Consider the following 26,684-nt stretch of genomic DNA (forward strand, 5'->3'; position numbering starts at 1 on the left):
TTAAACGCATTATTAAGCTGTTAGCAAATTGAACTCGGCTTTGAACCAGAATTTTCTTTTATTTCTGTGTATTTCAAATGCGCATCAATCCAAACTTGAACTTCGCGGCGAGCTTCTAAAAATAATCTTCCTGCGCAGTTTTTGCGAACAATTGCGGAGCAAAATTTACCAGGTAAAGTTCCTTTTTTGCCCGGGTTACAGCGGTGTACAACCAACGTAGAAAATCCAAATCGATCATCTCTTCGGTTAGATAACCCTGGTCGGCAAAAACAGCATCCCACTGCCCGCCCTGCGCCTTATGGCAAGTAACCGCATAAGCAAATTTAATTTGCAGTGCATTGTAAAAAGGGTCGGCTTTTATGGCCAGCATGCGTTCGCGTTTGTTGGCAATGTGTTCGTAATCTTCGTTTAAACCATCAAAAAGCTTCTTATTTTGTTCATAAGGTAGGTTTGCCGATTCAAGATTTAAGGTATCAAGCATCACTTTGCAACTGATTTGGCCGGCCGCCGGGAAATCCAAAAACTCCAATGTGGCATCCGCAAAGCGGAAACCATAGCGTTCTTCTTCGCCGCGAACCCGAATCACTTTGGCCATGTCGCCGTTCGCAATAAAGGCAGTCTCTTCATTTTCGGGTAGCCAAAAATAGTTATTTCGAACCACCATAATCTGGTCGCCGCCCGTAAGTTCTTCTTCCCGATAAAGCAGCCTTGCCCGGATTTGCTGGTTGTAAACGTTTGCCGATTTATTGGAGCGGCACACCACCAGCGTATTTTCTATACCAAATTTTCGGTAAGCATATTCAAGGCCTTCAACCAACCTTGCGCCCGCCATATTGTAAATGTCTTTATAATTTTTAGTCAAAAACCTGGGTAAAGGATTTTCAGGATTTTTAGAAATCTGCGTTCTTAACATTGTCGCATTTGCCAAAATACCCGATTTTTTCTCCTGCCGAACCACTTCTTTCAACTCTACAGAGCTCACGCTTAAAGCAAATTTATCCTGCAAATATTTTTCGTTCAAAGCCGGACTCTCTAAACTTCCAACCGGCGGTAACTGCGCCGTGTCGCCCACAAAAAGCAAAAAACAGTTCTTGGTATTGTAAACAAATTCAAGCAAATCCCGCAATATAGACGAACCCGTTTCATTAAATTCATCAGCAATCATCGAGGCCTCATCAATAATAAAAAGCGTATGCTCAGCCAGATTTGGCGCTATCTGAAATTGCATTTCCGGCGATGCCGCTGAGCGTTTCCTATAAATTCTTTTATGTATGGTTAATGCCTTGCGGTAAGAATACTGACTCATTACCTTTGCCGCCCGGCCTGTTGGGGCCAACAATTCGCTCCGTAAATTAAACTTATTTAACACCTTAACCAATGCCGCCACCGATGTTGTTTTACCGGTTCCGGCATAGCCTTTCAGCACAAAACAGCGGTACTCATCACTTTCCTGCAAAAACCTCGACATCCGTTCGCAAAAAAGCAATTGCTCTTTGGTCGGCGTGTGTGCGTAAGCCTGGGCAATAAGTTCACTTTTGTCGATATACATGAATTGTTGAATCGTTTTATTGAAAAATAATTTTAAAAAGTATTTGCCTTAAGATTTGGAAAACCAACTACGTTACAAATAGGTTTCGGCAGCCCGTCTTTTCGCTAAATCTTTTTTGCGAACGGAACACGAATGTTATCGGCTTCCTTACAAAAAAGTATAACGCTACAATACGGTTTAGATGGCAAAGATATAAGCTATTTTTAAAGTCTTACCCGCAAAAATGCAAACATCCTGGCTTCGAATACAATATGTTTGAAGAAGATTATCTCCCTTCCGTCTAAATCTGCTCTACAAATTACGGATCACAGCTTACAATAATAACGTTTCGATTCTGTGCGCCATCACCATATTTTGCTGCTTACTCCAGCTAAAAATTGTAAAATGGCCATCCTGCGAGGCTACTAAACCAATTGCCTGAGGTTGGTCATTAACGAATTGGGCAACAGAAAAATGCCTTGTTCCACCCAGCTGACCAGGATACAAAATCTTATCTTCTCCACCAACAATTGGTTCTGAAAACGCAATTTGTTCTACAGTTGGCTTGCCTTTCGCCCGACCAATTTTGGCTCCAAAAGCGATTAAATCGAACTGTTCATTAATAATTGTAGCGCCATCAACAGCAGTTAATCCTGCTAAATGTTCTACCTCTCGGCGTAAAGCACCCTGAGAGAAAATTTCGCTTTGGTTGCCGCTCTGCTTTGCCAGATTTGATAGCCCGCAAAAGGGAGGTTCAACCAAATACTGTATAGGATGGATGATAGAATCTTCCCACTTTTCATCGCCCTTGGGTACAATTAGCAACGCCCCGCCCCGCCCATGGCTACGCATAGAAACCGAAAACTGAATCAAAATATTTATCGGGTCGTTCCAGCTTGCCAAAACGGTTAAATCTAATAATGCCTTCAAAATCGGCGGACAATCTCGATTTGTACAAGATGTATCATCAACGATTCTTATCTGCTCGCCTTTTAAAACAGCAACATTCGTGTATTTACCAATCCCATAAATTCTGCGGTGCTTAATTACGATGAGGCCGGGTTCAGAAACATCAACTACAAAACAAAAGTTCGGAATATTTAAAGTTGTACCCCAAATGTAAAGCTCTCCATCTTCTTCCCAAACGCCCAGGTGAATTCCCGAGCGTTCTACGCCGGGTGCAATTTTAGTAAGTGTGTTGGCGTTAAGGGGCAGTGGTTTGGCAAATTTTAGTGGTTTAGAGGTTTGCGAAGGCGGTAAAAAAGCAACCGAAATACGGGGCGAATGTCCCTCCTCTTTGCGTAAACTACTCCAGAAAGCAACATCTATCAAAGCCTCGATGGTCTTTCTATCTGGCTGCGTTGCCAAATCAACCTCACCCTGGGCAGCCGCATTAGCATGCAGCTTAATAAAATGTTGCTCTATTTTAGCCGCAACAGTGTTTGCAGCTTTATAAGTAGGCTTATAACTCATGTTCCGAATTTAAGCTGAATATTTCGAATTTCAGATAATGCAAAGGTTTGATTTTGGTAAAAAGATTTTACCATATCACCCCCACAGAAAATACGATAAGGAAATTAACAGAGTCCGCATTGTATGGCAGAATACTATCTAACATTCACCAATAAAGCATGCCTACATCAAGAAACAAAACATATCAGATTCTGTAAATTTTGTGTTTCTGTGTCAAAAATACTGGACGACAATTATAAACAGACCGTGTTTTGAGCGTAATAAAACAAAAAATAATATCAGTTTCAATTAAATTCCGTCTTTGTGTGGCAAAACATCTGCATCTGTAAATAAAAATCGAAAAATTGCCAGACGATCCGCAGAACACCGTTTAAACATTTGTGTAAAACACGTTTCATCCGTTTTTTTTGTTTTCTGTCATTTCAGTTGTAGTTAATCTCTAAAAAACTCTATTTTTGTTTCAATGACTAATAACAGCCTTTTACTAATCGACCCGAATTTTAAAACTGCTGAATCAATTAATTGCCACTTGCTACTGAAAATAACGAACGATAGCTTTTCGTATGCAGTTGTAAACAAAGAGCGTGGGCAAGTGAATGTGATTTTCGACAAACAGCATTCCGGAGATATAGAACAGGATTTGAAAGTAGCCTTTGAAACAGATGCCCATCTAACTCAAAAATATGGTGCAATCAAGGCGGCAGTGTACACTTCAAATTTTATTTTTATTCCCCACGAATGGTTCGATGCCGACAATCAATCAGTTTATTCCAAGTTTCTGGGTTCGGAAGGTAAGTTTTACACTCAACATCATACTGAACTAGGCTTCAACACCCTATTCTCAATCAGTGAAAAAGTAGAAGATAAACTGCCTAAAGATACTCGGTTTTACCCGCAATCATCTCCCTTGTTTGCTTTATTTGGAAATTTGTCTGAAGATGCATTATTGATTGATTTTACTGCTTCGACGTTTAACGTATTATTTGTAAAAGACAAAAAGGTCATCTTTCAAAATCATTACAGCGCAGAAACAGCCGAAGAATTCAACTATTTTTTATTGCTGATTATCGAACAACTGGGTTTAAATGAATCAGTTTCTGTTTATCTGCAAGGCATAATTAATGAGGATGATGATTATTACAACACCCTTTTAAAATACTTCAATAACCTTTATTTCTTTCTTCCGGCTGGAAAACAAAGCAGTGACTTACTGGCCGACATGCCTAAACACTATTTCAGCGGCTTACTTGCTTTAGATTTATGCGAATAATTGGAGGAAAACTAAAAGGAATTCGTTTGCAGCCACCCGCAAATCTGCCTGTCCGCCCGACTACCGATATGGCAAAAGAGGCGCTTTTTAACATTTTAAATAACAAATTCGATTTCGAAAATTGCTCAGTTCTGGATTTATTCTGTGGAACAGGCAATTTAACCTTTGAATTTGCCTCCAGACATGCTGAAAAAATCCTGGCAATTGATATGGATTACGGATGTGTAAACTGGGTTAAAACTACCGCAAAAAAGCTTGAGTTTGATCAGGTAGAAGTTCGTAAAGGTGATGTTTTTAAGGTCTTAACGCAAATGACAGGGTCTTACGATTTGATCTTCGCCGATCCGCCCTACAACATGCCTAACATCCCGCAAATACCTGTAATGGTTGCTACACAGGCGCTATTAAAACCCAACGGTTTATTAGTTGTTGAACATCAAAGTAACATGAAACTTAACAGCCAGCCTGGATTTACCGATACCAGGAAGTATGGCAATTCATCGTTTAGCTTTTTCGAATTTAGTTAACCGAAAATCGCATAGATTTTAGGTTATAAAGGCCGAGACAAACCCAGTAAAACGGTTTTTCGGTGCTAAGGATTACAATCTTTTTTTCGTATTTTTTCTACAAAAGCAATTAAGAAAAACGACATATTAATAAGTTCACTCCGCTATTATTTTTCCGAGCGAGCATTAAAGATTCGTCGTTTGCTGCAATGACGGGTGTGAAGCTCTATACTTTAAACTTTTTCCTTTCAGCTTAAAAATTTATATTTGAGTTATGAAAATAGCACTGTTTCCAGGTTCATTTGACCCAATCACAATCGCCCATGTAAACATTTTACAACGTGCTACTCCACTTTTCGACAAGATTGTTATCGGCATCGGACTAAACAGTTCCAAGCAAAATTTTCTTACTGCCGAACAGCGACTTCAAATTTTAGAAACAGTTTTCGAAGGCTATAAAAATATCGAAATTAGAACCTATGAAGGCTTGACAGTTGATTTTTGCAGAAAAATAAGCGCAACCTATATGGTTCGTGGCATTCGTTCAGCTTCTGATTTTGAATACGAAAGAGCCATCGCACAAATTAACCAAACCATGATGCCTGAAGTAGAAACGATTTTACTTTTGAGCAAGCCTGAATACTCAGCAATCAGCTCTACTATTGTAAGAGATATTTTAAGAAACCATGGGGATGTTAGTCCCTTTGTACCCAAAGAAGCACTTCGTTTTCTATAATAAACCTAAAATTCCCTTTTTCTTTTAAAAAAGTCTGTAACGTTTTCAAAAATCGAATACCTATAATGTAAACGATTATTTATGAAAGCATATTTCTCGATATGAAGACTTGCCGGTTTGTTCAGAAACTTCTTTCATTTAGCCCAACCAGATCTAAATGAAAGAGATTGAAACGAAATTTCTCGCCTTGATTAATCAGCATAAAGCAATTGTACATAAAGTTGCGAAAATGTATATGGATGATGCTGAGCAACAACGAGACTTATTTCAGGAAATCGTGATGCAGCTTTGGAAAGCTTACCCAACCTTTAAGGGCAACAGCAAATTTTCTACCTGGATGTATCGCGTAGCACTAAATACGGCTTTAGTTTATTTTAAAAAAGAAAACCGGAAAGTAGATAAAACGCCCTTAGATGATAATATCGATGTTATCGACACTAATGAGGGCGAGCACAAGGAAGAGAGACTTGCTTATTTATACAAAGCCGTTCATGAATTAAACGCAGTAGAGAAAGCATTAATATTTCTTTTTCTCGAAAATTTATCACACAAAGAAATCGCTGAAAACCTCGGGATTAGCGAGGTAAATGCCAGGGTTAAACTCAATAGAACGAAAGAAAAATTACAACTCATTATTAAGAAAAACGGTTATGAATTTTGACGATATAAAAAATGATTGGGGTGCTGATGGCATCGAAGACACTGCTATTTCTGTAGACATGCTTAAAATAAAGCAAGCCAGAACGCCTGTCGACATTATCAGAAGAAAAATGAAACACGAGTTTAATTACCAGATAATTGCACTGGTTTTGATGGCCGCTATCCCCTATCTTTTCGGCTTTGCCGCAATCATGACGACCGTGTACCTAACTTTTTACGCGGTTATTTGCGGTTTTACGGCCTATTACTTTTTCAAATTTTATCGGTTTTATAAAAACTCTTATGATATGACGATGGATAGTCGAAAGAGTATACTTTGGTTTTTCTACGAAATGAAATTAAACATAGAACTCTATAAAGCACTTACTTATATTATCGCTTTTATAGGGCTAGCCTTTATTGCTGTTTATCTTTTCATTGAGCGATCGACTGTTTTTGCAAGAATCCTGACTAAACTTTCACCTGTTTACCTAATTTTAAACTGTTTCATCTCGATTTTAGTTATCGGGGCAATTACTGAAATGTGGGCATGGTTTTACTATGGAAGATACCTGAACAGGGTGAAAAAAATTGTTGATGAACTTGACTACGAAAATTAGCCGTCGAGTTAAGAATCACTATTTTTTTGCCACAATTGCAATAGCTGTGAAAGAAATTGAAGCCACCAAGGTTATAAAATACCCTTGTTTTTTACAAAATTCCTCCGGCCCTTAACACATCCATAATTGATGGAAAAGTGTTTTTTACAACGGGTCCGATGTGATTTTTATCCAACCAAACGGCCTCATCAATTCCTTCTTCTTTTTGAGGAATCAACTTAGGTTCGCCTTTTACCTTCATTTTGTACCAGTTGGTTTTTTTGATTACCATTTTCGAACCCATCGGGTAAACGTGATAGGTTTTACAAAGCTTTTCCTCTCGCTTGGCAACCTTAATTCCACATTCCTCTTCTACTTCTCTAACGGCGGTTTCTTTCATATTCTCACCATCTTCAAGCTTTCCTTTAGGCAAATCCCACTTCTTGTTTCTAAAAATAAAAAGATAGTTACCATTAATACTTTCCACTAAGCCACCCGCAGCCTTAATAATTTCACAATTCTTTTTTAGCTTTTTAAAGGTTTCCTTCGGGTTTTTAGTTAAAAAAATGTAGCTCTTCTTCGACCCATTTTTTAATTTTTTGTAAAATGTCTGCAAATCAAAATCCTGAAATTCAAGCTGTTGAATTTTTTCCTTTTGTTCTGGCAAAACATCTGATATAAAGAGGGTGTTATCGTTGATATAAATTCTGTATTTTTGGGCCATGTATAATAAAAGTGATATTGAATTAAAGGTAGCGGAATTTTTATTACAAATAAAGGCAATTAAATTACAACCTAATAATCCTTTTACATGGGCATCTGGTTGGAAGTCGCCAATTTATTGCGATAACCGGATTACACTTTCTCACCCACAGGTTAGAACTTACATTCGTCAGAAACTAGCACAAGCCATCCAGGAAGAATTTGGTTCGGTTGATGTTATTGCTGGTGTGGCAACTGCCGGAATTCCTCAAGGCGTTTTGGTAGCGCAGGAATTGGGTTTACCTTTTATCTATGTAAGGGCTAAAGCCAAAGAACACGGCACCGGGAGCCTTATTGAAGGAGAAGTTGTAGAAGGGCAGCGTGTGGTGGTTATCGAAGATTTGATTTCTACCGGAAAAAGCAGCTTACAAGCAGTTGAAGCGCTTCGAGCGGCCGGTTTATCGGTTGCCGGTTTAGCCGCAATTTTTACTTACGGCTTTGAAAAGGCAGATGAAAACTTTACCTCAGCAAAATGCCGTTACTTAACCTTATCAAATTACGGGGCGCTGATTGATTACGCTGCCGAGCACAGCATTATTGCCAAAAGCGATATGGAATTGCTGAGCAAGTGGCGATTAAATCCATCAGAATGGGGACAAGTAGAAAGTCCCGAATCTTAGATTTGAATTTAGAATAACTCTAATAAAATACATAATGACGATTATCGAAAGCGCTGTAGAAGTAAATAAACCTGTTTCGGAGGTTTATACTTTTCTCTCAAACATGAACAACCATCAGCAACTGATGCCCGAAAATATTTACAATTGGGAATCTACTGAAGATGAAGCCCGTTTTACCATCCAAAACATGGCTAAACTAGCTATTAAAATTTCCAATCGCGTAGAAAACCAGGAGTTAACCGCCATTCCTACAGAAAAAGCACCCTTTGAAGTAGAATTGAAATGGACAGTTGAAGACAATGGAAACGGGACTACTACTGCGAAACACATCATCTCTGCAGACTTAAATATGATGATGAAAATGCTAGCCTCCGGTCCGCTGCAAAAACTTGCCGATCACCAAACAGAAAAATTAAAAGAGATTTTGGGATAAACATACGGTTAGTTTTCAAGAAACCGTTAAACTGTTCCAAATCGATCATAAAAAAAAGCATTTGCCTTCTGGCAGATGCTTTTTTTTGTGCATTATCTTTTTTTCGTTACAGGATGCAGGAGTTTATACATTGGAATTGATCTTTGCCACCTTCAATAAATGATTTTCATTTTGAATACCCCCGCATCCAAAAAATACGACAAATTTTCAGCACAAATTACTAGTTATCAGTATTTTAGTCAGTCTGTAATGTTTTGGGCAGACAAAATTTCCGATCGTAAAAGTAAAACTGCTATGGCATCTGTTTTGATTAAAACCGTTATATGAACTTCAACAATTATACAATAAAAGCCCAGGAAGCAATTCAACAGGCTTCTGAGATAGCCCAAGGCAACCAGCAACAGGCTATTGAAACGGCACACCTGCTTAAAGGTTTGCTTACTGTTGATGAAAACGTGGTTTCTTATGTGTTAAAGAAACTGAATGTTAACCTTAATTTATTAAGTCAAAATCTAGATACAGAAATTTCGAGGTTCCCGAAAGTAAGCGGAAGTAATGTCTATTTGTCATCAAACACAAATAATGTACTTCAAAAGGCACAGTCATTTTTAAAAGAGTTTAAAGATGAGTTTGTATCTGTGGAACACTTGCTGTTAGGTATTTTAGCCGTTAATGATAGTACATCAAAATTATTGAAAGAACAGGGCGTTAACGAAAAAGACCTTAAAAAAGCAATTACCGAGCTACGCGGCGATAATCGCGTAACGGACCAAAATGCGGAGGCAACGTATCAGGCTTTAGGAAAATATGCACGTAATTTAAATGAGTATGCCGAGAGTGGTAAGTTAGATCCGGTAATCGGACGTGATGAAGAAATCCGCCGTGTTATTCAGATTTTATCTCGTAGAACTAAGAACAATCCAATACTAATTGGCGAACCTGGCGTTGGTAAAACGGCGATTGCAGAGGGAATTGCCTTTAGAATTATTAAAGGTGATGTACCTGAAAATTTGAAGAGCAAAACCGTTTATTCATTGGATATGGGGGCTTTAATTGCCGGTGCGAAATATAAAGGTGAATTTGAAGAACGTTTAAAAGCCGTAGTAAAAGAGGTTACGCAAAGTGATGGCGATATTGTGCTGTTTATCGATGAAATACACACTTTAGTTGGCGCTGGCGGTGGAGAAGGTGCCATGGACGCCGCAAATATTTTAAAGCCTGCCTTAGCCCGTGGCGAATTGCGTGCTATAGGCGCAACTACGCTAGATGAGTACCAAAAATATTTAGAGAAAGACAAAGCGCTCGAACGCCGTTTCCAAAAGGTAATGGTTGAAGAGCCTGATACTCAGGATGCGATTTCTATTCTTCGTGGGCTAAAAGAACGCTATGAAACCCACCACAAAGTTAGGATTAAAGACGAAGCTATAATCGCGGCAGTTGAGATGAGTCAGCGGTACATTTCTGACCGCTTCTTGCCGGATAAGGCTATAGATTTGATGGATGAAGCTGCTTCAAAACTGCGCATGGAAATGGACAGCGTACCGGAAAATGTTGACGCTCTTGACCGTGAAATTATGCGGCTTGAAATTGAACGTGAAGCGATCAAACGGGAAAAGGACGATAAAAAAGTAAAAGAACTTTCAGAGGATATTGCGAACCTCTCAGCAGAACGCGATGAGTTGAAAGCAAAATGGCAAAGCGAAAAGAGTTTAGTTGATAGCCTGAACAGGCAAATGGAGCTTATTGAGCAGTATAAACTTGAAGCTGAACAGGCTGAAAGAGCCGGAGATTATGGCAAGGTTGCCGAAATCAGGTATGGAAAAATTAAAGAGGCTCAAGACACTTTTGAAAAGCTCAAAGTAGATTTGGAAAATCAGCAGAGCGATAGCAGAATGCTGAAAGAGGAAGTAACTGCCGATGATATTGCAGGCGTAGTGGGCCGCTGGACTGGCATTCCTGTTACAAAACTGATCGCCAGTGAAAGAGAAAAACTGCTCAACCTGGAGGCAGAATTGCATCAGCGGGTTGCTGGTCAGGATGAAGCTATAGAGGCCATTTCAGATGCCATCCGTCGCTCTCGTGCAGGCTTGCAGGATAAGCGGAAACCAATCGGTTCCTTCATCTTTTTAGGTACAACCGGCGTGGGTAAAACCGAGCTGGCAAAAGCACTGGCTGAGTTTTTATTTAACGATGAAAATGCGCTAACCAGAATCGACATGAGTGAATACCAGGAACGCCATGCAGTTTCACGCCTGATTGGTGCGCCTCCAGGATACGTGGGCTACGATGAAGGCGGACAATTGACCGAAGCCGTTAGGCGTAAACCATATTCTGTTGTTCTGCTTGATGAGATTGAAAAAGCGCATCCGGATGTTTTTAATATTTTATTGCAGGTTTTAGACGATGGCCGCTTAACTGATAACAAAGGTAGAACGGTGAATTTCAAAAATACAATCATCATCATGACCTCGAACATTGGTGCACACTTAATTCAGGATAACTTTAAAGATTTGCGTGATGAAAACAGAGACGAAGTAATCGCGAAAACCAAAAACGAACTGTTCGAGGTATTGAAGCAAACAATTCGGCCCGAGTTTTTAAATCGAATTGATGAACTGATAATGTTTACACCGCTAAACCGCAACGAAATTAGAGATATTGTTGCTTTGCAATTTAAACAGGTACAGCAAACACTTGCGGAAATGGGTATTGAAATGGATGCTAGTGATGAAGCCTTAGATTGGCTGGCACAGTTGGGTTACGATCCTCAATTTGGTGCAAGGCCTTTGAAAAGGGTGATTCAAAAACGTATTTTAAATGAGTTATCTAAAGAAATACTTGCCGGAAAAGTTGAGAAGGATAGTAAGATTAAACTGGATATGTTTGATCACAACTTCGTTTTCCTTAATCAAAACGCATAAGTTCAAATAAATGATTTGTAAAGAGGCTGTTAACAAACGGCCTCTTTTTTTTTAACTTAAAATATGGCGATAACAAAACTTTCTATAGCCCGAAATATACTGCTATAACCAGGTATAGTGCAACACCCGATTTTCGGTCAACTATATACTGGAACCCTAACGTGTTGACGAATGAAGCCGGACTTGCCAGCTTTTCCTTCTTTTCTGCAGATAAGAAAGGAAGTTACACCGTCTGGATTGAGGGTTCAGACATGGCAGGTAATCTCGGTTACAAAACCATGAAGATTGAAATAAAATGAATCCCGAATGTTGAAAAACGCCATTAGCTAAGTCACAATCCCTACCAGGCCAAACATTTTCACTATGTGCTGGTTTATTCTAAATGGAAAATAAAAAAATTGTTGGTTTATGTGGCAGCCTGAGAAAAGGCTCATATAATGCAATGCTATTAAAATTAGCTGGCACTTTGCTCCCACAAGATGTTGATTTCGAAATTATTTCATTCGATGACATTCCGGTTTACAATGCAGATATAGACATTCCTGAGGTAGCAGAACGCCCGGAAAGCGTTGTCAGATTTCGATATGAGCTTGCAAAAGCCAGTGCGTTCATAATAGTTTCTCCAGAATACAATTATTCTATCCCCGGCGGACTAAAAAACGCGATAGATTGGGCCAGCCGCGGTAAAGATTCTCCGCTAATGCACAAGCCGGTGGCCGTAATGGGCGCTACACAGGGTATGTGGGGAACAGTAAGAATGCAAGCCGCATTTCTGCCGGTATTTACTTTCTTGAACATGAATCCGGTTTTACAACCTGAAGTTCTTGTTGCCCAGGCACAAAATAAATTCGATGAAAAAGGCAACCTGACTGATGAAGCCGCAGTTGGAATTATAAAAAAGAAACTCGAAAACTTGCTGTCGGCCTGCAAAGTATAATTTAATTAACCTCGGTACAGACCCGAATTTAAAATTAGAGATGGTCTTTAATGTTCCATCTCTCCTTCTCACCTACCCCTAAAATGCGTCAGTTTTTCAGTAAAAATGACTGACAACAATGCCCAAAAACTGCAATTGCCAATCTGGCATACTGATAAAATTAATCGCTCGATTAATTTTTAGTCACCATAAAATAATATTGATTTAACACCAAATTTTTATCTGTTTACTAATAAGGAACTTAACCTTAAACTGATTTTTTAATGACTTAAATAAAGTTTTTTGGCACAAGTGTTGACTTTTAGGCTAATATAGTCAGAAATTAAAAAAGTAAAATCTGACTAATTTTTAAACAAATAAATATTAAAAAAAATGAAAAAACTATTATTATCGTTAGTAGCCGTTGCGGGTTTAGTTTATGGTGCAAAGGCACAAACAGAAAAAGGAAAATTGATTTTAGGTGGTAGTGTTGGCTTCAACTCTTCAAAAGTTGAAGGTGCTGCGAAATCAGATGTTAGCTTCAATATTATTCCAAGTGCTGGTTTTTTTGTAGCTGATAATTTTGCTATTGGTACAGGCGTTGGCTATAGATACGACAAACAAGTAAGTGGTTTAAATCAGAATGAAGCTTTCGTAGTTGCGCCTTTCGGTCGTTATTATGTTGGTTTATCAGATCAATTCAAGTTTTTCGGCCAGTTATCGGTTCCTATGGCTTTCGGTTCTAACAAAGTAGTTGCCCCAAATGGTGATACAGGTGCTAAAGTTGGATCTACTACGTCTATCGGTGTTAATGTAGCACCAGGTTTTGCTTTCTTTCCTACTAAAAGAATCGGCATCGAAGTTTCCGTTAATGGTTTAGGTTACCAAAACTTCCAGACTAAAAATGAAGCAACCGGAAATAAAGTTACTACAAACTCTTTCGGTTTAGAGGCTGATACTTTTGCGCCAAAATTAGGAGTGATGTTCCACTTCTAAGCATTAGAAATTCTGGTTACAAGCCACAGATTTGCAGTTGCTTAATCAATCTGCAAATCTGTGGCTTTATCATTTAAAAGCATTTGAGCAGTACTTAGGGTTTACCAGACGAAACTTTTTAAGCGCACACAAACTTTGGGTTCGCGGGTTCTGCACCTCGGCCAAAATGATTGCCTGTCTTTGCGAAGCCCTTTTAGCAAATCGAAATTATTCCTTTTCTCTTATCTTTTTGAACTCCGAGCCATCTTTCCATTTCGGGTATGTGCTTTCATTGCTTAACCGATAACCCATATCAAAAAGCAGGCGAACATCTTCAACGATGCCAGATAAATCCCATGTTTTTGCATCAAAATTATCTTGCGGCGAGTGGTAACGGTTTTTGGTAAAATCGGCTACCTGCTTTAGTCCCCAAGCCCTTCCATTAACGATGTTATCCAGGCCGGAACCGGTAAATAATGAAGGAACTCCAACCTTTGCCAGATTAAAATGGTCGGAGCGATAATATAAACCTGACGATGGAACTGGATCTGGAACCAATACCCGATTCTGTTTCCTGGCAGAAACTGCGGCATAATCTTCCAACTCTGATTGTCCGTAGCCATAAACGACAATATCTTTTGTTTTTCCGGCAAGCCCCATCATGTCCATATTAATATTGGCAACAGTTTTCGCCAATGGAAAAGCGGGATGTTTGGCGTAATATTCAGAACCGAGCAAACCTTGCTCCTCTGCTGTGTAGGAAATAAACAGGATTGTTCTGGCTGGGTTCTTCGGCAATTTTTTAAAAGCCGAAGCAATCTCAAATAAGGAAGCTACACCCGTCGCATTGTCAACCGCTCCGTTGTAAATTGAATCGCCCTGAACTTTTTCGCCAACGCCTAAATGGTCCCAGTGCGCAGAATAAATAATCGCTTCATCTTTAAGCTTATTTCCTGGAATGGAAGCCAGCACATTGTAGGTAATTGATTTTTTAATTTTGTTTTTCACTGTTAATGAGGTTGTCAATTTCAAATCTACTGCCTTAAAATCTTTTCTACGGGCCTTTGTAACCAGGGCGTCGAAAGATTGTCCGCCCAATGCGAATAGTTTTTTCGCCACATCCAAGCCGATCCAACCTTCCACAACGGTTCTGTTCATGCCATTATCTTCCGATTGCAACTGAAGTTTTGATTTAGACCAGCCGCTGCGCACCACCGTCCACGGATAAGCTGCAGGCTCTGTATCGTGGATAATTAGAACACCCGCGGCGCCCTGTCTTGATGCTTCTTCAAATTTGTAAGTCCAGCGCCCGTAGTAAGTCATGTTCTTCCCCTTAAACAAAGTCGAGTCGGCAAAACCAGGGTCATTTATCAAAACCACAACTGTTTTACCTTTCACATTCAGATTCTTGTAATCGTTCCAACCGTATTCTGGTGCAACAATTCCGTAGCCCGCAAAAACCAAAGGCGAATTTTTAATGCTCACTTCATCCTGCACGCGACGTGAACCGGCTACAAATTCGGTAAGGTAGTTTAAAAAGTGTTCTTTCGAACCCGCCTTTACAATCATCCTGTCATCAGGGGTAGACTTAATCTCTACCATTGGCACTTCCTGGAAAAAGCTATCGCCATTGCCTGGGTTTAAGCCCAATTTCTCAAATTCTGATTTTAAATAATTTATTGTTTTCGTTTCGCCAGCCGTAAATGGCTTTCTGCCTGTCAAACTATCAGCGGCAATAACCGATAGATATTTCGTGATGCTTGAGTCGTTTATAGCCTTAATGGCGGAGGAATCAGGACCATTAGCCGTAGTTTCTGCAGATTCTTTGCATGCAGAAAAACAAACAGCGAGCGCAGATAGGTAAAATAAGCTTTTCTTCATAAAATTTGATTTGACTTGTAATTTATGAAATTTTTAAGGATTTGGATTTACATCACCAATTCGATTTGTCTATTTCCGATGTGATCATATTTATCCTGATCAGCTATTACCCACCGATAAGGAATATTCAGTTTTCCGCTTACCGGAAATAAAGATTTCGCTGTAGCTATATAAAACGACAATGGCCCGCATAAATGCAAGCCATTGTAAACAATTGCCTTTAGTCAGGCATCAAAACTTTTAGTTACTTTCCATTCTGCTCAATATCTCTATCCATTTCAACTAAATCCACATCGCTTGGGTCAGAGAAATCACCGATTAGGTATTTATTAAAATGGTCGGCAAGTTTCCAGAAAGCATATTCAGTTAAATCGCCATAAGCATGGCGCTGCCCTGGCACAATAAGCATATCAAAACGTTTTCCTGCTTTAATTAAAGCATTCGCCACACGTATCGTGTTTGCCGGGTGAACATTATTATCCACATCGCCGGTCATCAAAAGTAAATGCCCTTTTAAGTTTTTAGCTAAATCCGGGTTCTTTTCAATATTATATTTAAAGGTGGTATCCCCTTTCGGACTAATAATTTCTTTAACGCCATGATGTTTTTCGCTCCACCAGCGGTTGTAAATACTGTTATCATGGTTTCCCGAATTACTAACCGCAGCTTTAAAGAAATCCGGATAAACCAACATGGCTGCTGTAGACATAAAACCACCGCCAGAGTGACCGGTAATGCCGACTTTATTATCATCAATAAACGGATACTTTGCCGCAAGTTGTTCTACAGCCGTTTTCTTATCTGCCAATCCATAATCGCGTAGGTTTCCGTAGCCATAGGTATGGTAAAATTTAGAGCGGGATGGATTACCGCCCCGGTTGCCAACAGTGATTACAATGTAACCGAACTGAGCCAAACGTTCGGTACGATCCATGCTTTTGCTAAAAGCTTTATTTACAGCTTCTGTTTGTGGACCAGGATAAACATACTCAATAATCGGGTACTTTTTGGTCGGGTCGAAATCAAATGGCTTATACATTACACCATATAAATCGGTTACGCCATCATCTGCTTTCACTTTAAAAGGTTCAGGGAATTTGTAGCCCGATGCCATCAATAAAGACAAATCGGTTGTTTCAAGGTCCATTACTTTCTTACCGTTTCTATCGTAAACGGTTGATTTTGGCGCTGTGTTAACCCGCGAATAATTATCAACAAAAAAAGTATTGTTGTCGTTCAGGCTCGATGCATGGTCGAAATCGCCGGCGTTAAGCAATTTCATGTTTGAGCCATCAAAGTTGATGCTGTATAAATGCAGGTAATATGGGTCTTCCTTCCCTTCCCGACCGTTGGCGGTGAAATACAATACTCGATTTTTCTCGTCGATATTTACAATGCTTTCGCAATGGAATGAACCTTTGGTAATCTGATTTTTAAGTTTACCATCACCATCAAACAAGTAAAAATGCGCCCATCCATCGCGTTCGCTCCAGTGAATTAATTCTTTACCATCATTAACCAGACCCGGCCTGTTTACTTCAACGTAGGTATTAAAGCGTTCATCAATTAAAGGCGTAACTTTGCCCGTAGCAATTTCGACGGTACCAATGTCGATTCGTTTTAAATCACGGCTGGTGCGTGAAAAGTAAAATTTGCTGTCATTTCCCAGCCAAACCGATGGACGAAACTCATTATCTCTATCTTTAGCCAGGGATGGTTTACTCCAGACAGAAATACTTTGATCTTTAAAAGCCGAAACATTTAGTTTTTTGTAAGATTTAGCTGCAAAATCAAAAAGCAAAACTTCATCCTGAGGTGCTTCCGCTTCTCCTGGCATTTGGTATTTGTAAGTTTCTAAAGTGGGGCGGCCTGGCGTTACACTGTTTATAACCCATAAATCTTTTACCTTACGGGAATCGGTTCTGTCTAAAACAAAATATTTTGAATTTGGCGACCATAAAACATAAGCGCCTCTACGTTTTTTATTATTTTTCTCGTTTTCAACATTATTTTCGCCATCACCATCGCTTCCGTAAGAAAAAAACTTAACGCCATCTTTCGTTAGCTGATGCTCTACAATGGTGCTGTCGTCTTCATTTTTAACAGCCTTTTTATAATTTTCCTTATCCATCCAATACAAATTGTAATTGCGTGAAAAGACAATTGCCGAAGAATCTGGAGCGACTGAGCCCCACATTGGCTTTGGTTTTGGCTTGCTAAAATTTGGAATCTCGCTGACCTTGGCGGTTGCTAAATCATATTTAAACGAATAAATTTTCTTCTGCATCGAATCTGCAGCTTTTTTATCCTTTCTATCCTTTTTAAGCTCTTCAATGGTGCTCTTTACTTCAAAGGTGATGCTTTTTTCATCAGCAGCAAATTTCAAATTCTCGAGTGGCAAATGTTCCGCATCAAAAGGATCGCGAACAATCAGCGTAATCTCAGCGGCAAGCTGAGCGTTATCAAACATCAGCTTTTTTGATTTCACTGCCGGATCTACTAAATACCAGAATTTGCCTTTCGGACTTTCGAACGTATACCAAAACCTGTTACTAAGTTTCAGCCAGTGGGGATCTACCGAAGTTGAGTAAACCATTTTCTTTAACTTATTCGGCGAAAACCTCGATGCGAGCTGGTAATTTGCTTTCGGTTGTGCTGCTACGTTTTCAGTTATTGTAAAGGTTTTGGTTTGTGCGGCAACTGCAAACGATAAAAGTTGTGCACATAAAACGAGTTTGTAAAATTTATTCATTAATGCCTGATTTTTGAGCTGACTAAATTATTCAATTAACTGCAATGAGGTGCATTAAACATGTAATAAATGCGATAGTTTATCAAAAAAACCATCGCCTGAAATAGTTATCAACAAGGATATATTTAGCTATTAATTTTTGATAGAATTTTTAGTTTTGTACGAAATACTTATTTATGAAATTCAATTTTTTAACGATTTTTTCGGCTTGTTTAATTTTATTTGCAGGCTGCCAATCTAAATCGCAGCCCAATGGCGAAAATACCACAGATTCTACAGCGCTAACTGCCCAAAACGGACAAACAGCGGTTAGCAAAATAGATGTGTCTAAAATTAAAGTGGCAGATGCGAAAACAATTTTAGCAAGAAAGCAGGTTCCGATTTTATGCTATCATCAGGTAAGAAACTGGAAACCTACAGATGGTAAAGTAGGTAAGGATTATATCGTTGAAATTCAGAATTTTAAAGATCAGATGAAGATGCTTGCTGATAGCGGTTACCATACCATTTTGCCAGACCAGCTTTATGCATACTTAAATACCGGTGCCGCGTTACCAAGTAAGCCAATTATGCTAACTTTTGATGATACTGATGAAGATCAGTTTACAATTGTTCGCCCAACACTAAATAAACTCGGTTATAAAGCAGTTTATTTTATCATGACTGTTTCTATCGGCAGAAAAGGAAAGTTCGTTAACTATATGAATAAGGAGCAAATTAAGCAACTTTCTGATGAAGGAAATGTGATTGGTTCGCATACTTATGACCACAAAAACTTCAAAAAATACGCTGGAAAAGATTGGGAAGAACAGTTAGATAAGCCGACTAAAAAACTGGAAGAAATAACAGGCAAACAGATGACCGAATTTGCTTATCCATTCGGTTTATGGAATGCAGAAGGAATACCAGAACTAAAGAAACGTGGTTTTAGAATGGCATACCAATTATCGACTAAACGCGATGAAAACGATCCGCTTTTCACAATTCGCAGAATTATTGCAAGCGGTTACTGGAGCCCTAAAACGTTAAGCAACAGCATAAAAAATAGTTTTTAAAACACCGCAAAACCTCGATATTTATCGGGGTTTTGTTTTTTTAACTTTCCAGAATAAACTTCATGAAAAAAATTTTAACGCTTTTAATTTTAGTTTCCGCTTCCTTTTTGCTTAAAGCACAAGGGCCACATTTAAGTGGAAAAGTTGAGGTTGTAATGGCAACAGGGCAAATTACCTGCGATTTTGTTTTGAGCAACATTCCCGATTTGGGAAAAGACTATCAAATTCTATTAAACAAGGGTTTCAATGTAAAAGCAATTAAAGATTCACTTAACAACACTATCAGTTACGACGGCTTTTATAATGGTAAAATGCGTGGCGAAGGGTTAACATACATTCCGCAAAACGGAAATGATGTATTGCAAAACCCGAAAAAGCTGCATATAAGTTATACAGGAGCGTTTCCAATTTATACCGATACATTAAACTTTGTTGATTTTAAAGGGCTAATTGCTTTCAATGGGAAAACCCTTCGAGCTACTGACCAATCCAAATGGTATCCAATCATTTACGATATCAAAAATGACAGGCAAATTGAGCAAATGACTTTTAATATTGAAGTAACGAGCAAAGATTCGAAAACCATTTTCGTAAATGGCGATTTGCCAAAAACTGGGCCGGTTGCCAGCTTTAAATCTGCGATTGCCGTTGCGCCACTGCTTTTTGCAGGCGATTATGGCATACAAAAAACGAATAATGCGCTGTTTTTAAATACAGCAATGAGTGATAAGCAACTGGCTGTATTTGAGCACAATATTGCTGAGATTAAGGCGTACTATTCTAAATCATTAAAAATTCCTTACGATACAAAAAATGTATTTATAGAACATTCGCCTGTAGAAAAATTTAACAAGGGTCGCAGCTGGGGCTTTGTTTCCTTTCCTGTAATTGCATTTGCTGGTCTAAAGCTCGGCGATATGGTTGATGAGGAACATTCAAAACTGAAAGATTCTACTAATTATCCTTTCATTGCCCATGAGATCGGGCATTATTATTTCGGCAACGTGTTACAGCCAAACGCTACTTTATTCTGGTTTTTTCTGGAATCAACCGCCGAGTACCTTTCGGTTAAGGCCGCCGAAGAAAAATTCGGTAAACCCTTTGCCGCCAAATATTTTCAAAGCAGGGCTAAACAACTCAAAGATTTTAAAGCAATTCCATTGAATCAGATCAAGGATATGAACAGCATTTCAGGAACCTACCGGTATACTTATGGGCCATTTTTATTGAGAGGTTTGGAACAGATGATTGGCGAGAAACGAATGTTTAAGTTCTTAAATACCTGCTTAACAACGAAAAACGAGTTAACAGATTACGATTTTTTCAAGCGCAATGCGCTAAAATCCGGCATCAGCAAAGCCGAATGGGATACTTATGAGAAAGACTATATTTTAGCTGAAAACGCAGTATCTTTAATTAAATAAATACTCAAAAACTTGAACCTAGATCTAAAATCAAAGCCTCATACCCTAATCTCAATTGCACTTTTTGGAATTTTTTTAACCGCGTGCTCCGGCAGGGCTGCGAAAAGCAATGGCTCAGACAATGTCCTAACGAAAGTCAACATTGCAGATTCGACCCAGGTGCATGCTAAACCGGCAGACAATAAAACGATATTGGCCCGACGCGAAGTCCCGGTTTTGTGCTACCATCAAATTAGAAACAACATTGCCAGCGACAGCAAAAGAGCGCACGATGATATTATTAGTCCGGATAAATTTAAAGACCACATAAAAATGCTGGCAGATAGCGGCTACCACAGCATCTTACCTCCTCAACTCTTCAATTACCTGGTTTATGGCGCTAAATTGCCTCAAAAACCCATCATGATCACGTTTGATGATACGGATGAGGATCAATTTACCACTGGCGCCGCAACATTAAAAAAATACGGCTTCAAAGGTGTTTATTTTATCATGACGGTCTCAATCGGTAGAAAAGGCAGAATTAACTACATGACTAAAGCACAGATTAAGCAACTATCTGACGAAGGAAATACGATTGCAAGTCACACTTATGACCATAAAAATTTCGCTCAGTTTAATGATGATGACTGGACAAAACAGATAGACGAACCCACTAAAAAACTTGAAGAAATAACTGGTAAGAAGGTTGAATACTTTGCTTTTCCTTATGGTGTTTTTAAATCTTCAGCATTGCATAAGCTGAAAGAACACGGCTTTAAAGCCGCCTTTATTTTATCGACAGCAAGAGACGAAAATTTCCCTTTATTTACTGTTAGGAGAATTATTGACCCGGGAAGGTATACAGCAAGAAACCTCTATTATAGCATTAATAAGAGCTTTAATAAAACAAAATCATAGGTTTAAGTGTAAAATACTAAGCGAACTCCCAATTTTATGAAAAACCCGATCCTGGCCTCACTTTTCTTGCTTCTGTTTTTTGCCGCCTGCAATAATCGCGACGGCAAGAGCACCAAAACTGAAAAATCAGTTAATACGAAAAAGCCAAATGCTGCGTTAACCGAAAACTTTTATAAGCGGCTGGAAGGTACAATTGCGGGCAAAACCGTTGTCATGCATTTGCAAAAGCTTAACGGCGAAGTAGATGGCAATTACTACTACAATGGCTCATGGTTAAACCTAATGGTTGACACCCTGATTGGCAAGGACAGTCTTGTTTTCTCAGAGCATAGTTTTAACGATTACTATTTTAATGAGAATGGAAACCAGGCTAAGTTATCGTTTAAATGGACGGGAAATGGCTTTAAAGGGAATTGGATGAGTGGTGATAAGGCCAAAACCTATCCTGTTTTATTGGAAGAAAAATATCCCGAAGGGAGTTATGAATTTACGACGGGTATTTTCAAGGACTCGGTAAAGGCATTTGCTGATAAGCCAAAATCACCGGTTGCAGAAATAGGATTTGAATACTTAAAAGCAAAGGCGAACACCGAACAAGGTAGCTGGCTGGACAATCAGCTTAAACGAATTTCGGGAATTAAAAAAGGAAATGTAAGCAGAGAGATTGCTTTCAGGGAAATTGCGGATACATATTTCGATGATTACAGGAATGAGGTTGTTGAAGAAGAAAAAAATAATTCTGACCGTGGTTTTCTGGGATGGATGAACTACACGGACGACAGCCAGCAAACTATTGTTTACAATGATCGTGGCTTTGTGGTTATCGATTTTCTTGCAGATGCTTATACGGGTGGCGCTCATGGAAATTACAGCAGCACAATGTATTGTCTGGATGTGGAAAATAAAAAACAGATGGTGTTAAGCGATGTAGTAAAAATAGATTCTAATACGCTTCAATCTATACTAGAAAAAAATCTTCGCAAGCAGTATAATATTAAGCCGGGAGAAAAGATAAGCACCGTGCTGTTTGATGATTTTTTGAAGCCAAATAACAACTTCTATTTCAATAGCAACGGCCTCGCTTTTATGTACAATCCTTACGAAATTGCCAGTTATGCCCAGGGCCAGATTGTAATATTTATCCCTTTTACTGAACTTAAACCATATGTGGTGCCCGCTTTCGCATCTAGAATTGGCCTTAAGTAAATAGGGTTATAAAATTTCTTTCAATAGATAAACTTTCCCGTTAAAGCTGAATTGTTCGCCTACGTGCTTGCCAATAAAAGCCTTGCCAATTGGCGACGCTTGTGATACTGCGAAAAAAATCTGATTATCTAGCTTTAATTCGCCTGCGCTAATGCTAATGTAAAAATTTCCGCTTGTTGTTAAAACCAAACTACCGTTTTTAACCTCTCCAGCAGCCTCGACATTTTCCAGCTGTTGCAACGCAATTTTTTGTTGTCCGGCTTCATATAGTAGCTTACTATTTCTATCCATTTCCTGCTGCATCATTTCGCGGGTAGTTTCATACTTATCGCCAGCACTGCTTTTTGTATCATCGTTTGATGCCTGCCGGGCTTGTAGAAGGGCATATTCAATGTTCTCTATCCTATTCTGAATGAAAGTTGCGCAAAGCTGGAAAAGTTGAGATTTTAAGTTAGACATATGTTATGGCAAATACCTGGAATAATGATGAATGGTTTTTGAATTGGATTACTAAGCGCACGAGCCTTTAATTCTAGCAGAAGCAAATATGAGCTATTATGAGACTACTCTTCTATCCACTTTACTTTTTCTTCTATTGGCGTGCGATTTGGCTGCCAAGGTTTTTCGTTGTGATAGCCCATGTAAAAAAGCCCGATACATCTTTCGCTTTCACCTAAATTTAAAAACCCACCTAAATTATCGATTAGAGGAGGTGAGCTCCAATAAGCACCAACCTTTAAACTTTCTGCGGTTAAAGCCATATTTTGAACGGCACACGATACAGCTGCCAATTCTTCCCACTCTGGTATTTTACCGCTTAACTGCATATTGATGGCAATTATACAATCTGCCTGACTTGTTTTTTCGCCAAAGCTATCGAACTTTTTTTGCAGAAACTGTTGTGGAGACACATGCTGTTTGTACAAGTTACCTAGCGCTTCGCCGAGCCTGGCCAAGCCACCTTTTCTTATAACCGTAAAACGCCAGGGTTGTGTTAGTTTATGCGTCGGGGCATAATTTGCAGTTTCCAGAATCTGTTTTATCACCTCAACCGGGATTTCTTTCTTTATATAACTGGCCGGAAAAATACTGCGGCGTTCTTTTATAACTTGTGATAAGATTTCATAATTGCTCATGGTGTAAAAGTAGCGAAAAGGTGAAAGATAAAGCTAAATGCCCAAATCAAAGTTGCTAAAACATCAGGCTTTTGACTTTTTTATGTCTCGATATTTTGTGCTTAAATTTCTTGGTGTTGAAATGAACATTTTCATTGTGATGATGCAGGCGTCGATGAACAGGCTAATTGCTAATTTTTTAAATGAACATTATTCGTCTGCTGAAGCAGACGCAATGAATAGGAAGTTGGATAAGCAAATAGCCAGTTCATTGCCTTGGTTTTAACCAATGGCGCTAATGAAAGATACAAAGTGGTTTTTGCCAACAATGTGCCTGGGTTTTTAAGCTGCGTGCCTTGAGGATACTTTGTTAAATAAACCCGATTGAAATGAAATACTTTTTGAGGCAGTTACTTGCGTGCTTCCGCCAACCTTCACTAAAAAGATTGAATTGAAAGCGGGACTACAAAAACAATGAAACAGAACCGCTCATTTTCAAATTCTTAATGGTACAGGTTTTCGCTTCTATCTTTCTACCCTCAACCTTTTTGCCTATCTTTGCGGCTTATTTCTATTTAATATGATTTCAGTTTCTAATTTATCATTACGATACGGCAAACGCACTTTATTTGAAGATGTTAACCTTAAATTTACGCAAGGCAATTGCTATGGCGTAATTGGAGCTAATGGCGCAGGTAAGTCTACATTCCTAAAAATTTTATCGGGTGAGGTGAATCAAACTTCTGGCAGTGTGGCTTTTACGCCTGGCGAAAGGATGGCTGTTTTAAAGCAAAACCATTACGAATTTGATGAGTTTTCGGTATTAGAAACGGTGATGATTGGCCATAAGGAGCTTTACGCGATTATGAAAGAAAAAGACGCCATCTACATGAAAGAAGATTTTACGGAGAAAGATGGTGAACGTGCCGGAGAACTTGAAAATCTTTTCGCTGAAATGGACGGCTGGAACATGGAAAGTAATGCTGCTACCATGCTTAGCAACCTGGGTATTACAGAAGATAATCATTACAAACTGTTAAAAGAGCTTGATAATACGCAAAAAGTAAGGGTGTTATTGGCCCAGGCTTTGTTTGGTAATCCGGATATTTTGTTACTGGATGAGCCAACCAACGATTTGGACATTGAAACGATTGCATGGCTGGAAAACTTTTTGGCCGATTACCAGAATATTGTATTGGTTGTTAGTCACGACAGGCACTTTTTAGATGCAGTGTGTACGCATATTGTGGATATCGACTTCGCGAAAATGAGTATTTACACGGGTAACTACACATTCTGGTACGAATCTAGTCAGTTAGCGTTGAAACAACGTAGCGACCAGAATAAAAAGATGGAGGATAAAGTGAAGGAGCTACAGGAATTTATACGCAGATTTAGTGCGAATGCATCGAAATCCAAGCAGGCAACTTCACGTAAAAAAGCCCTTGATAAAATCGACATTACTGAAATTAAGGCCTCGAGCCGTAAATACCCGGCAATTATTTTTAACAATACCGGCCGTGAGGCGGGCGACCAGATTTTACAGGTAGAAAACCTGGGCAAATCTGGCAATGATGGAATTTTGTTCGACAAGGTTACCTTTATGGTAAACAAAGGCGATAAAATTGCAATTTTGTCTCAAAATAGCTTAGCAACGGCAGCATTTTACGATGTTTTAACTGGTAGAACGCCTGCAGATAAAGGCGAATTTAAATGGGGTGTTACCATTAGTACGGCTGATATTCCGAATGATAACTCAGAATATTTTGCCGGCAAGGACGAAAATTTGGTTGATTGGTTGAGGGAATATTCAGGTACAGATGCCGATGAGCAATTTGTACGGAGCTTTTTAGGCCGGATGTTATTTTCTGGCGAGGAAGTACTGAAGAATGTAAAAGTACTCTCAGGGGGCGAAAAAATGCGTTGTATGTTCTCTAGAATGATGTTGCAGCAGGCAAATTTGTTGATGTTTGATGAACCAACGAATCACCTTGATTTGGAATCTATTGAAGCGTTAAATAATGGTATGAAAGATTTTAAAGGTGCAATCTTATTCACTTCACGAGATCACCAGTTAACAGAAACTGTTGCAAACAGAATTATCGAGATTACCCCAAAAGGTACAATAGATAAACTAATGGCATATGATGAATACATTAACAATGCTGATGTTGCAAAACTCCGCGAGGAAATGTACGCTTAAAACATTTGGCGAAATATATTTTGAAAAGCGTTTTGATATTACATCAAAACGCTTTTTCTTTATATAACTAATCTCAATCCCTTGAAAACGCTCCACTTACTCTTCTTGTTATTAATATGCTTTTCGGCAAACGCACAAAAAAGCGATTCTACCAGAACTTATTACAAAATAATTAGAGGTACCATTGAACATGCTACTGAATTAAAATCTAAAAGGTACGTTAGAAATGGTGCAGCTGAAATAATTTCGGAGCGAAAAATTATTGCCTCTGGTTTATACAAAGACGACTTACGCTACGGAAGATGGAGCTTTTTCAATGCTAAAGACAGCTTGGAGCAAGTTTATAATTATACAACTAAAAAGGTTGAATTCAATTTAAGGGATAAACATTTATCTTATTATATTGATTCATTAAAAACTGGAGACAAAGTAATTTACCCCATAAAAATAGGTGGCGTAAATTATGCCATGTACTACTTACTTAACGTATTTAAAGTTCCGTATGAGCTGAGGAGGTCGTTAGGCAATTATGATTTGTTTTATATTTTTAATTTGGATGAAACTGGCAAGCTCATCAAGTTTGAAACAAAAATTGCATCCCTCAATTACAATAAAATCGACGTGGTAGATCTTGCTAAGCTTAGAGCGGAAGATCTAGAATTTGCCCCTGCCGTATTAAACGGCAGAAAAGTGGCAAGCATAATCGTTTACGAAAGTAAAATTATCGTAGAATAGATAAATTTTGAATTTTAATGTAGCGTTTCTAAAGC

25 protein-coding genes are annotated in these 26,684 nt (G+C 38.8%); 18 read left to right on the forward strand and 7 right to left on the reverse strand.

Features of this window, described 5'->3' with window-relative positions; genetic code table 11:
- Window positions 1–115: 115 nt before the first annotated feature.
- Both ASG14_RS09615 and ASG14_RS09620 read right to left on the reverse strand, forming a co-directional pair.
- Window positions 116–1,549 (reverse strand): ATP-dependent RecD-like DNA helicase, encoded by a 1,434-nt coding sequence (locus ASG14_RS09615; RefSeq protein ID WP_056870835.1) that lies wholly within the window; start codon window positions 1,547–1,549, stop codon window positions 116–118.
- 312 nt (window positions 1,550–1,861) lie between these two features.
- Window positions 1,862–3,001, reverse strand: a complete 1,140-nt coding sequence (locus ASG14_RS09620; protein ID WP_056870836.1) for a putative sensor domain DACNV-containing protein — start codon at window positions 2,999–3,001, stop codon at window positions 1,862–1,864.
- A 463-nt stretch (window positions 3,002–3,464) separates the two neighbouring features.
- On the opposite strand from ASG14_RS09620, the gene ASG14_RS09625 reads away from it, so the two are divergent.
- From ASG14_RS09625 to ASG14_RS09645, 5 genes are all read left to right on the forward strand, one after another.
- Complete coding sequence (locus ASG14_RS09625; RefSeq protein WP_056870837.1) at window positions 3,465–4,271, forward strand: DUF3822 family protein; 807 nt, start codon at window positions 3,465–3,467, stop codon at window positions 4,269–4,271.
- Entirely contained in the window at window positions 4,262–4,798 is a 537-nt protein-coding gene (gene rsmD / locus ASG14_RS09630) for a 16S rRNA (guanine(966)-N(2))-methyltransferase RsmD (protein WP_056870838.1), read from the forward strand. The genes ASG14_RS09625 and rsmD overlap by 10 nt, the downstream gene beginning before the upstream one ends.
- Window positions 4,799–5,051: 253 nt before the next feature.
- Window positions 5,052–5,513 (forward strand): pantetheine-phosphate adenylyltransferase, encoded by a 462-nt coding sequence (coaD, locus tag ASG14_RS09635; RefSeq protein ID WP_056870839.1) that lies wholly within the window; start codon window positions 5,052–5,054, stop codon window positions 5,511–5,513.
- 157 nt (window positions 5,514–5,670) lie between these two features.
- Complete coding sequence (locus ASG14_RS09640; protein WP_056870840.1) at window positions 5,671–6,174, forward strand: RNA polymerase sigma factor; 504 nt, start codon at window positions 5,671–5,673, stop codon at window positions 6,172–6,174.
- Complete coding sequence (locus ASG14_RS09645; RefSeq protein WP_056870841.1) at window positions 6,164–6,772, forward strand: hypothetical protein; 609 nt, start codon at window positions 6,164–6,166, stop codon at window positions 6,770–6,772. The genes ASG14_RS09640 and ASG14_RS09645 overlap by 11 nt, the downstream gene beginning before the upstream one ends.
- 91 nt (window positions 6,773–6,863) lie before the next feature.
- On the opposite strand, the gene ASG14_RS09650 is transcribed toward ASG14_RS09645, so the two are convergent.
- The gene (locus ASG14_RS09650) at window positions 6,864–7,475 is read right to left on the reverse strand and encodes an NUDIX hydrolase (protein WP_056870842.1); all 612 of its coding nucleotides are present in this window, start codon (window positions 7,473–7,475) and stop codon (window positions 6,864–6,866) included.
- Here ASG14_RS09650 and pyrE point away from each other — a divergent pair.
- The 6 genes from pyrE to ASG14_RS09675 all read left to right on the forward strand — a co-directional run bounded on the left by pyrE (window position 7,474) and on the right by ASG14_RS09675 (window position 13,399).
- The gene (gene pyrE, locus ASG14_RS09655) at window positions 7,474–8,133 is read left to right on the forward strand and encodes an orotate phosphoribosyltransferase (protein ID WP_056870843.1); all 660 of its coding nucleotides are present in this window, start codon (window positions 7,474–7,476) and stop codon (window positions 8,131–8,133) included. The genes ASG14_RS09650 and pyrE overlap by 2 nt on opposite strands.
- A 34-nt stretch (window positions 8,134–8,167) precedes the next feature.
- Entirely contained in the window at window positions 8,168–8,566 is a 399-nt protein-coding gene (locus ASG14_RS09660) for an SRPBCC family protein (protein WP_056870844.1), read from the forward strand.
- Window positions 8,567–8,889: 323 nt separating this feature from the next.
- Window positions 8,890–11,487, forward strand: a complete 2,598-nt coding sequence (gene clpB, locus ASG14_RS09665) for an ATP-dependent chaperone ClpB (protein WP_056870845.1) — start codon at window positions 8,890–8,892, stop codon at window positions 11,485–11,487.
- A gap of 161 nt (window positions 11,488–11,648) precedes the next feature.
- Window positions 11,649–11,786, forward strand: coding sequence for a hypothetical protein (locus tag ASG14_RS20250; RefSeq protein ID WP_157274889.1), 138 nt, complete (start codon window positions 11,649–11,651; stop codon window positions 11,784–11,786).
- Between the two features lie 83 nt (window positions 11,787–11,869).
- Entirely contained in the window at window positions 11,870–12,424 is a 555-nt protein-coding gene (locus ASG14_RS09670; RefSeq protein WP_056870846.1) for an NADPH-dependent FMN reductase, read from the forward strand.
- 372 nt (window positions 12,425–12,796) lie between these two features.
- Window positions 12,797–13,399, forward strand: coding sequence for an outer membrane beta-barrel protein (locus ASG14_RS09675; RefSeq protein ID WP_056870847.1), 603 nt, complete (start codon window positions 12,797–12,799; stop codon window positions 13,397–13,399).
- A gap of 207 nt (window positions 13,400–13,606) precedes the next feature.
- Here the strand turns inward: ASG14_RS09675 and ASG14_RS09680 are convergent, their stop codons facing one another.
- Window positions 13,607–15,259 carry a M28 family metallopeptidase gene (locus ASG14_RS09680; RefSeq protein WP_056870848.1) on the reverse strand — a complete coding sequence of 551 codons (1,653 nt, stop codon included), beginning with the start codon at window positions 15,257–15,259 and terminating at the stop codon, window positions 13,607–13,609.
- Between the two features lie 244 nt (window positions 15,260–15,503).
- The gene (locus ASG14_RS09685) at window positions 15,504–18,011 is read right to left on the reverse strand and encodes a DPP IV N-terminal domain-containing protein (protein ID WP_056870849.1); all 2,508 of its coding nucleotides are present in this window, start codon (window positions 18,009–18,011) and stop codon (window positions 15,504–15,506) included.
- 176 nt (window positions 18,012–18,187) lie between these two features.
- On the opposite strand from ASG14_RS09685, the gene ASG14_RS09690 reads away from it, so the two are divergent.
- From ASG14_RS09690 to ASG14_RS09705, 4 genes are all read left to right on the forward strand, one after another.
- A complete protein-coding gene (locus ASG14_RS09690; RefSeq protein WP_056870850.1) occupies window positions 18,188–19,066 on the forward strand; it encodes a polysaccharide deacetylase family protein in 879 nt (292 codons plus the stop codon).
- A 62-nt stretch (window positions 19,067–19,128) separates the two neighbouring features.
- Window positions 19,129–20,490 carry a M1 family aminopeptidase gene (locus tag ASG14_RS09695; protein ID WP_056870851.1) on the forward strand — a complete coding sequence of 454 codons (1,362 nt, stop codon included), beginning with the start codon at window positions 19,129–19,131 and terminating at the stop codon, window positions 20,488–20,490.
- 12 nt (window positions 20,491–20,502) lie between these two features.
- The gene (locus ASG14_RS09700) at window positions 20,503–21,390 is read left to right on the forward strand and encodes a polysaccharide deacetylase family protein (protein WP_056870852.1); all 888 of its coding nucleotides are present in this window, start codon (window positions 20,503–20,505) and stop codon (window positions 21,388–21,390) included.
- A 36-nt stretch (window positions 21,391–21,426) separates the two neighbouring features.
- Window positions 21,427–22,596: an RsiV family protein gene (locus ASG14_RS09705; RefSeq protein WP_056870853.1), complete on the forward strand. Its 1,170-nt coding sequence runs from the start codon at window positions 21,427–21,429 to the stop codon at window positions 22,594–22,596.
- Window positions 22,597–22,602: 6 nt separating this feature from the next.
- On the opposite strand, the gene ASG14_RS09710 is transcribed toward ASG14_RS09705, so the two are convergent.
- Complete coding sequence (locus tag ASG14_RS09710; protein ID WP_056870854.1) at window positions 22,603–23,055, reverse strand: hypothetical protein; 453 nt, start codon at window positions 23,053–23,055, stop codon at window positions 22,603–22,605.
- A 104-nt stretch (window positions 23,056–23,159) separates the two neighbouring features.
- Window positions 23,160–23,732 (reverse strand): nitroreductase, encoded by a 573-nt coding sequence (locus tag ASG14_RS09715; protein ID WP_056870855.1) that lies wholly within the window; start codon window positions 23,730–23,732, stop codon window positions 23,160–23,162.
- A gap of 121 nt (window positions 23,733–23,853) precedes the next feature.
- Here ASG14_RS09715 and ASG14_RS09720 point away from each other — a divergent pair, with 121 nt between their 5' ends.
- The 3 genes from ASG14_RS09720 to ASG14_RS09730 all read left to right on the forward strand — a co-directional run bounded on the left by ASG14_RS09720 (window position 23,854) and on the right by ASG14_RS09730 (window position 26,649).
- Window positions 23,854–23,997 carry a hypothetical protein gene (locus ASG14_RS09720; protein WP_157274890.1) on the forward strand — a complete coding sequence of 48 codons (144 nt, stop codon included), beginning with the start codon at window positions 23,854–23,856 and terminating at the stop codon, window positions 23,995–23,997.
- Between the two features lie 294 nt (window positions 23,998–24,291).
- The gene (locus ASG14_RS09725; protein ID WP_056870857.1) at window positions 24,292–25,914 is read left to right on the forward strand and encodes an ABC-F family ATP-binding cassette domain-containing protein; all 1,623 of its coding nucleotides are present in this window, start codon (window positions 24,292–24,294) and stop codon (window positions 25,912–25,914) included.
- 81 nt (window positions 25,915–25,995) lie between these two features.
- Window positions 25,996–26,649 carry a hypothetical protein gene (locus ASG14_RS09730; RefSeq protein ID WP_157274891.1) on the forward strand — a complete coding sequence of 218 codons (654 nt, stop codon included), beginning with the start codon at window positions 25,996–25,998 and terminating at the stop codon, window positions 26,647–26,649.
- Window positions 26,650–26,684: the final 35 nt, after the last annotated feature.

The sequence above is a fragment of the Pedobacter sp. Leaf194 genome (assembly GCF_001423945.1).
GTDB lineage: Bacteria > Bacteroidota > Bacteroidia > Sphingobacteriales > Sphingobacteriaceae > Pedobacter.

Coding starts and splice junctions, on each gene's coding strand:
- ASG14_RS09615 (WP_056870835.1), bottom strand. CDS start 1,549: ATGTATATCGACAAAAGTGAACTTATTGCCCAGGCTTACGCACACACG.
- ASG14_RS09620 (WP_056870836.1), bottom strand. CDS start 3,001: ATGAGTTATAAGCCTACTTATAAAGCTGCAAACACTGTTGCGGCTAAA.
- ASG14_RS09625 (WP_056870837.1), top strand. CDS start 3,465: ATGACTAATAACAGCCTTTTACTAATCGACCCGAATTTTAAAACTGCT.
- rsmD (WP_056870838.1), top strand. CDS start 4,262: ATGCGAATAATTGGAGGAAAACTAAAAGGAATTCGTTTGCAGCCACCC.
- coaD (WP_056870839.1), top strand. CDS start 5,052: ATGAAAATAGCACTGTTTCCAGGTTCATTTGACCCAATCACAATCGCC.
- ASG14_RS09640 (WP_056870840.1), top strand. CDS start 5,671: ATGAAAGAGATTGAAACGAAATTTCTCGCCTTGATTAATCAGCATAAA.
- ASG14_RS09645 (WP_056870841.1), top strand. CDS start 6,164: ATGAATTTTGACGATATAAAAAATGATTGGGGTGCTGATGGCATCGAA.
- pyrE (WP_056870843.1), top strand. CDS start 7,474: ATGTATAATAAAAGTGATATTGAATTAAAGGTAGCGGAATTTTTATTA.
- ASG14_RS09650 (WP_056870842.1), bottom strand. CDS start 7,475: ATGGCCCAAAAATACAGAATTTATATCAACGATAACACCCTCTTTATA.
- ASG14_RS09660 (WP_056870844.1), top strand. CDS start 8,168: ATGACGATTATCGAAAGCGCTGTAGAAGTAAATAAACCTGTTTCGGAG.
- clpB (WP_056870845.1), top strand. CDS start 8,890: ATGAACTTCAACAATTATACAATAAAAGCCCAGGAAGCAATTCAACAG.
- ASG14_RS09670 (WP_056870846.1), top strand. CDS start 11,870: ATGGAAAATAAAAAAATTGTTGGTTTATGTGGCAGCCTGAGAAAAGGC.
- ASG14_RS09675 (WP_056870847.1), top strand. CDS start 12,797: ATGAAAAAACTATTATTATCGTTAGTAGCCGTTGCGGGTTTAGTTTAT.
- ASG14_RS09680 (WP_056870848.1), bottom strand. CDS start 15,259: ATGAAGAAAAGCTTATTTTACCTATCTGCGCTCGCTGTTTGTTTTTCT.
- ASG14_RS09685 (WP_056870849.1), bottom strand. CDS start 18,011: ATGAATAAATTTTACAAACTCGTTTTATGTGCACAACTTTTATCGTTT.
- ASG14_RS09690 (WP_056870850.1), top strand. CDS start 18,188: ATGAAATTCAATTTTTTAACGATTTTTTCGGCTTGTTTAATTTTATTT.
- ASG14_RS09695 (WP_056870851.1), top strand. CDS start 19,129: ATGAAAAAAATTTTAACGCTTTTAATTTTAGTTTCCGCTTCCTTTTTG.
- ASG14_RS09705 (WP_056870853.1), top strand. CDS start 21,427: ATGAAAAACCCGATCCTGGCCTCACTTTTCTTGCTTCTGTTTTTTGCC.
- ASG14_RS09710 (WP_056870854.1), bottom strand. CDS start 23,055: ATGTCTAACTTAAAATCTCAACTTTTCCAGCTTTGCGCAACTTTCATT.
- ASG14_RS09715 (WP_056870855.1), bottom strand. CDS start 23,732: ATGAGCAATTATGAAATCTTATCACAAGTTATAAAAGAACGCCGCAGT.
- ASG14_RS09720 (WP_157274890.1), top strand. CDS start 23,854: ATGAACATTTTCATTGTGATGATGCAGGCGTCGATGAACAGGCTAATT.
- ASG14_RS09725 (WP_056870857.1), top strand. CDS start 24,292: ATGATTTCAGTTTCTAATTTATCATTACGATACGGCAAACGCACTTTA.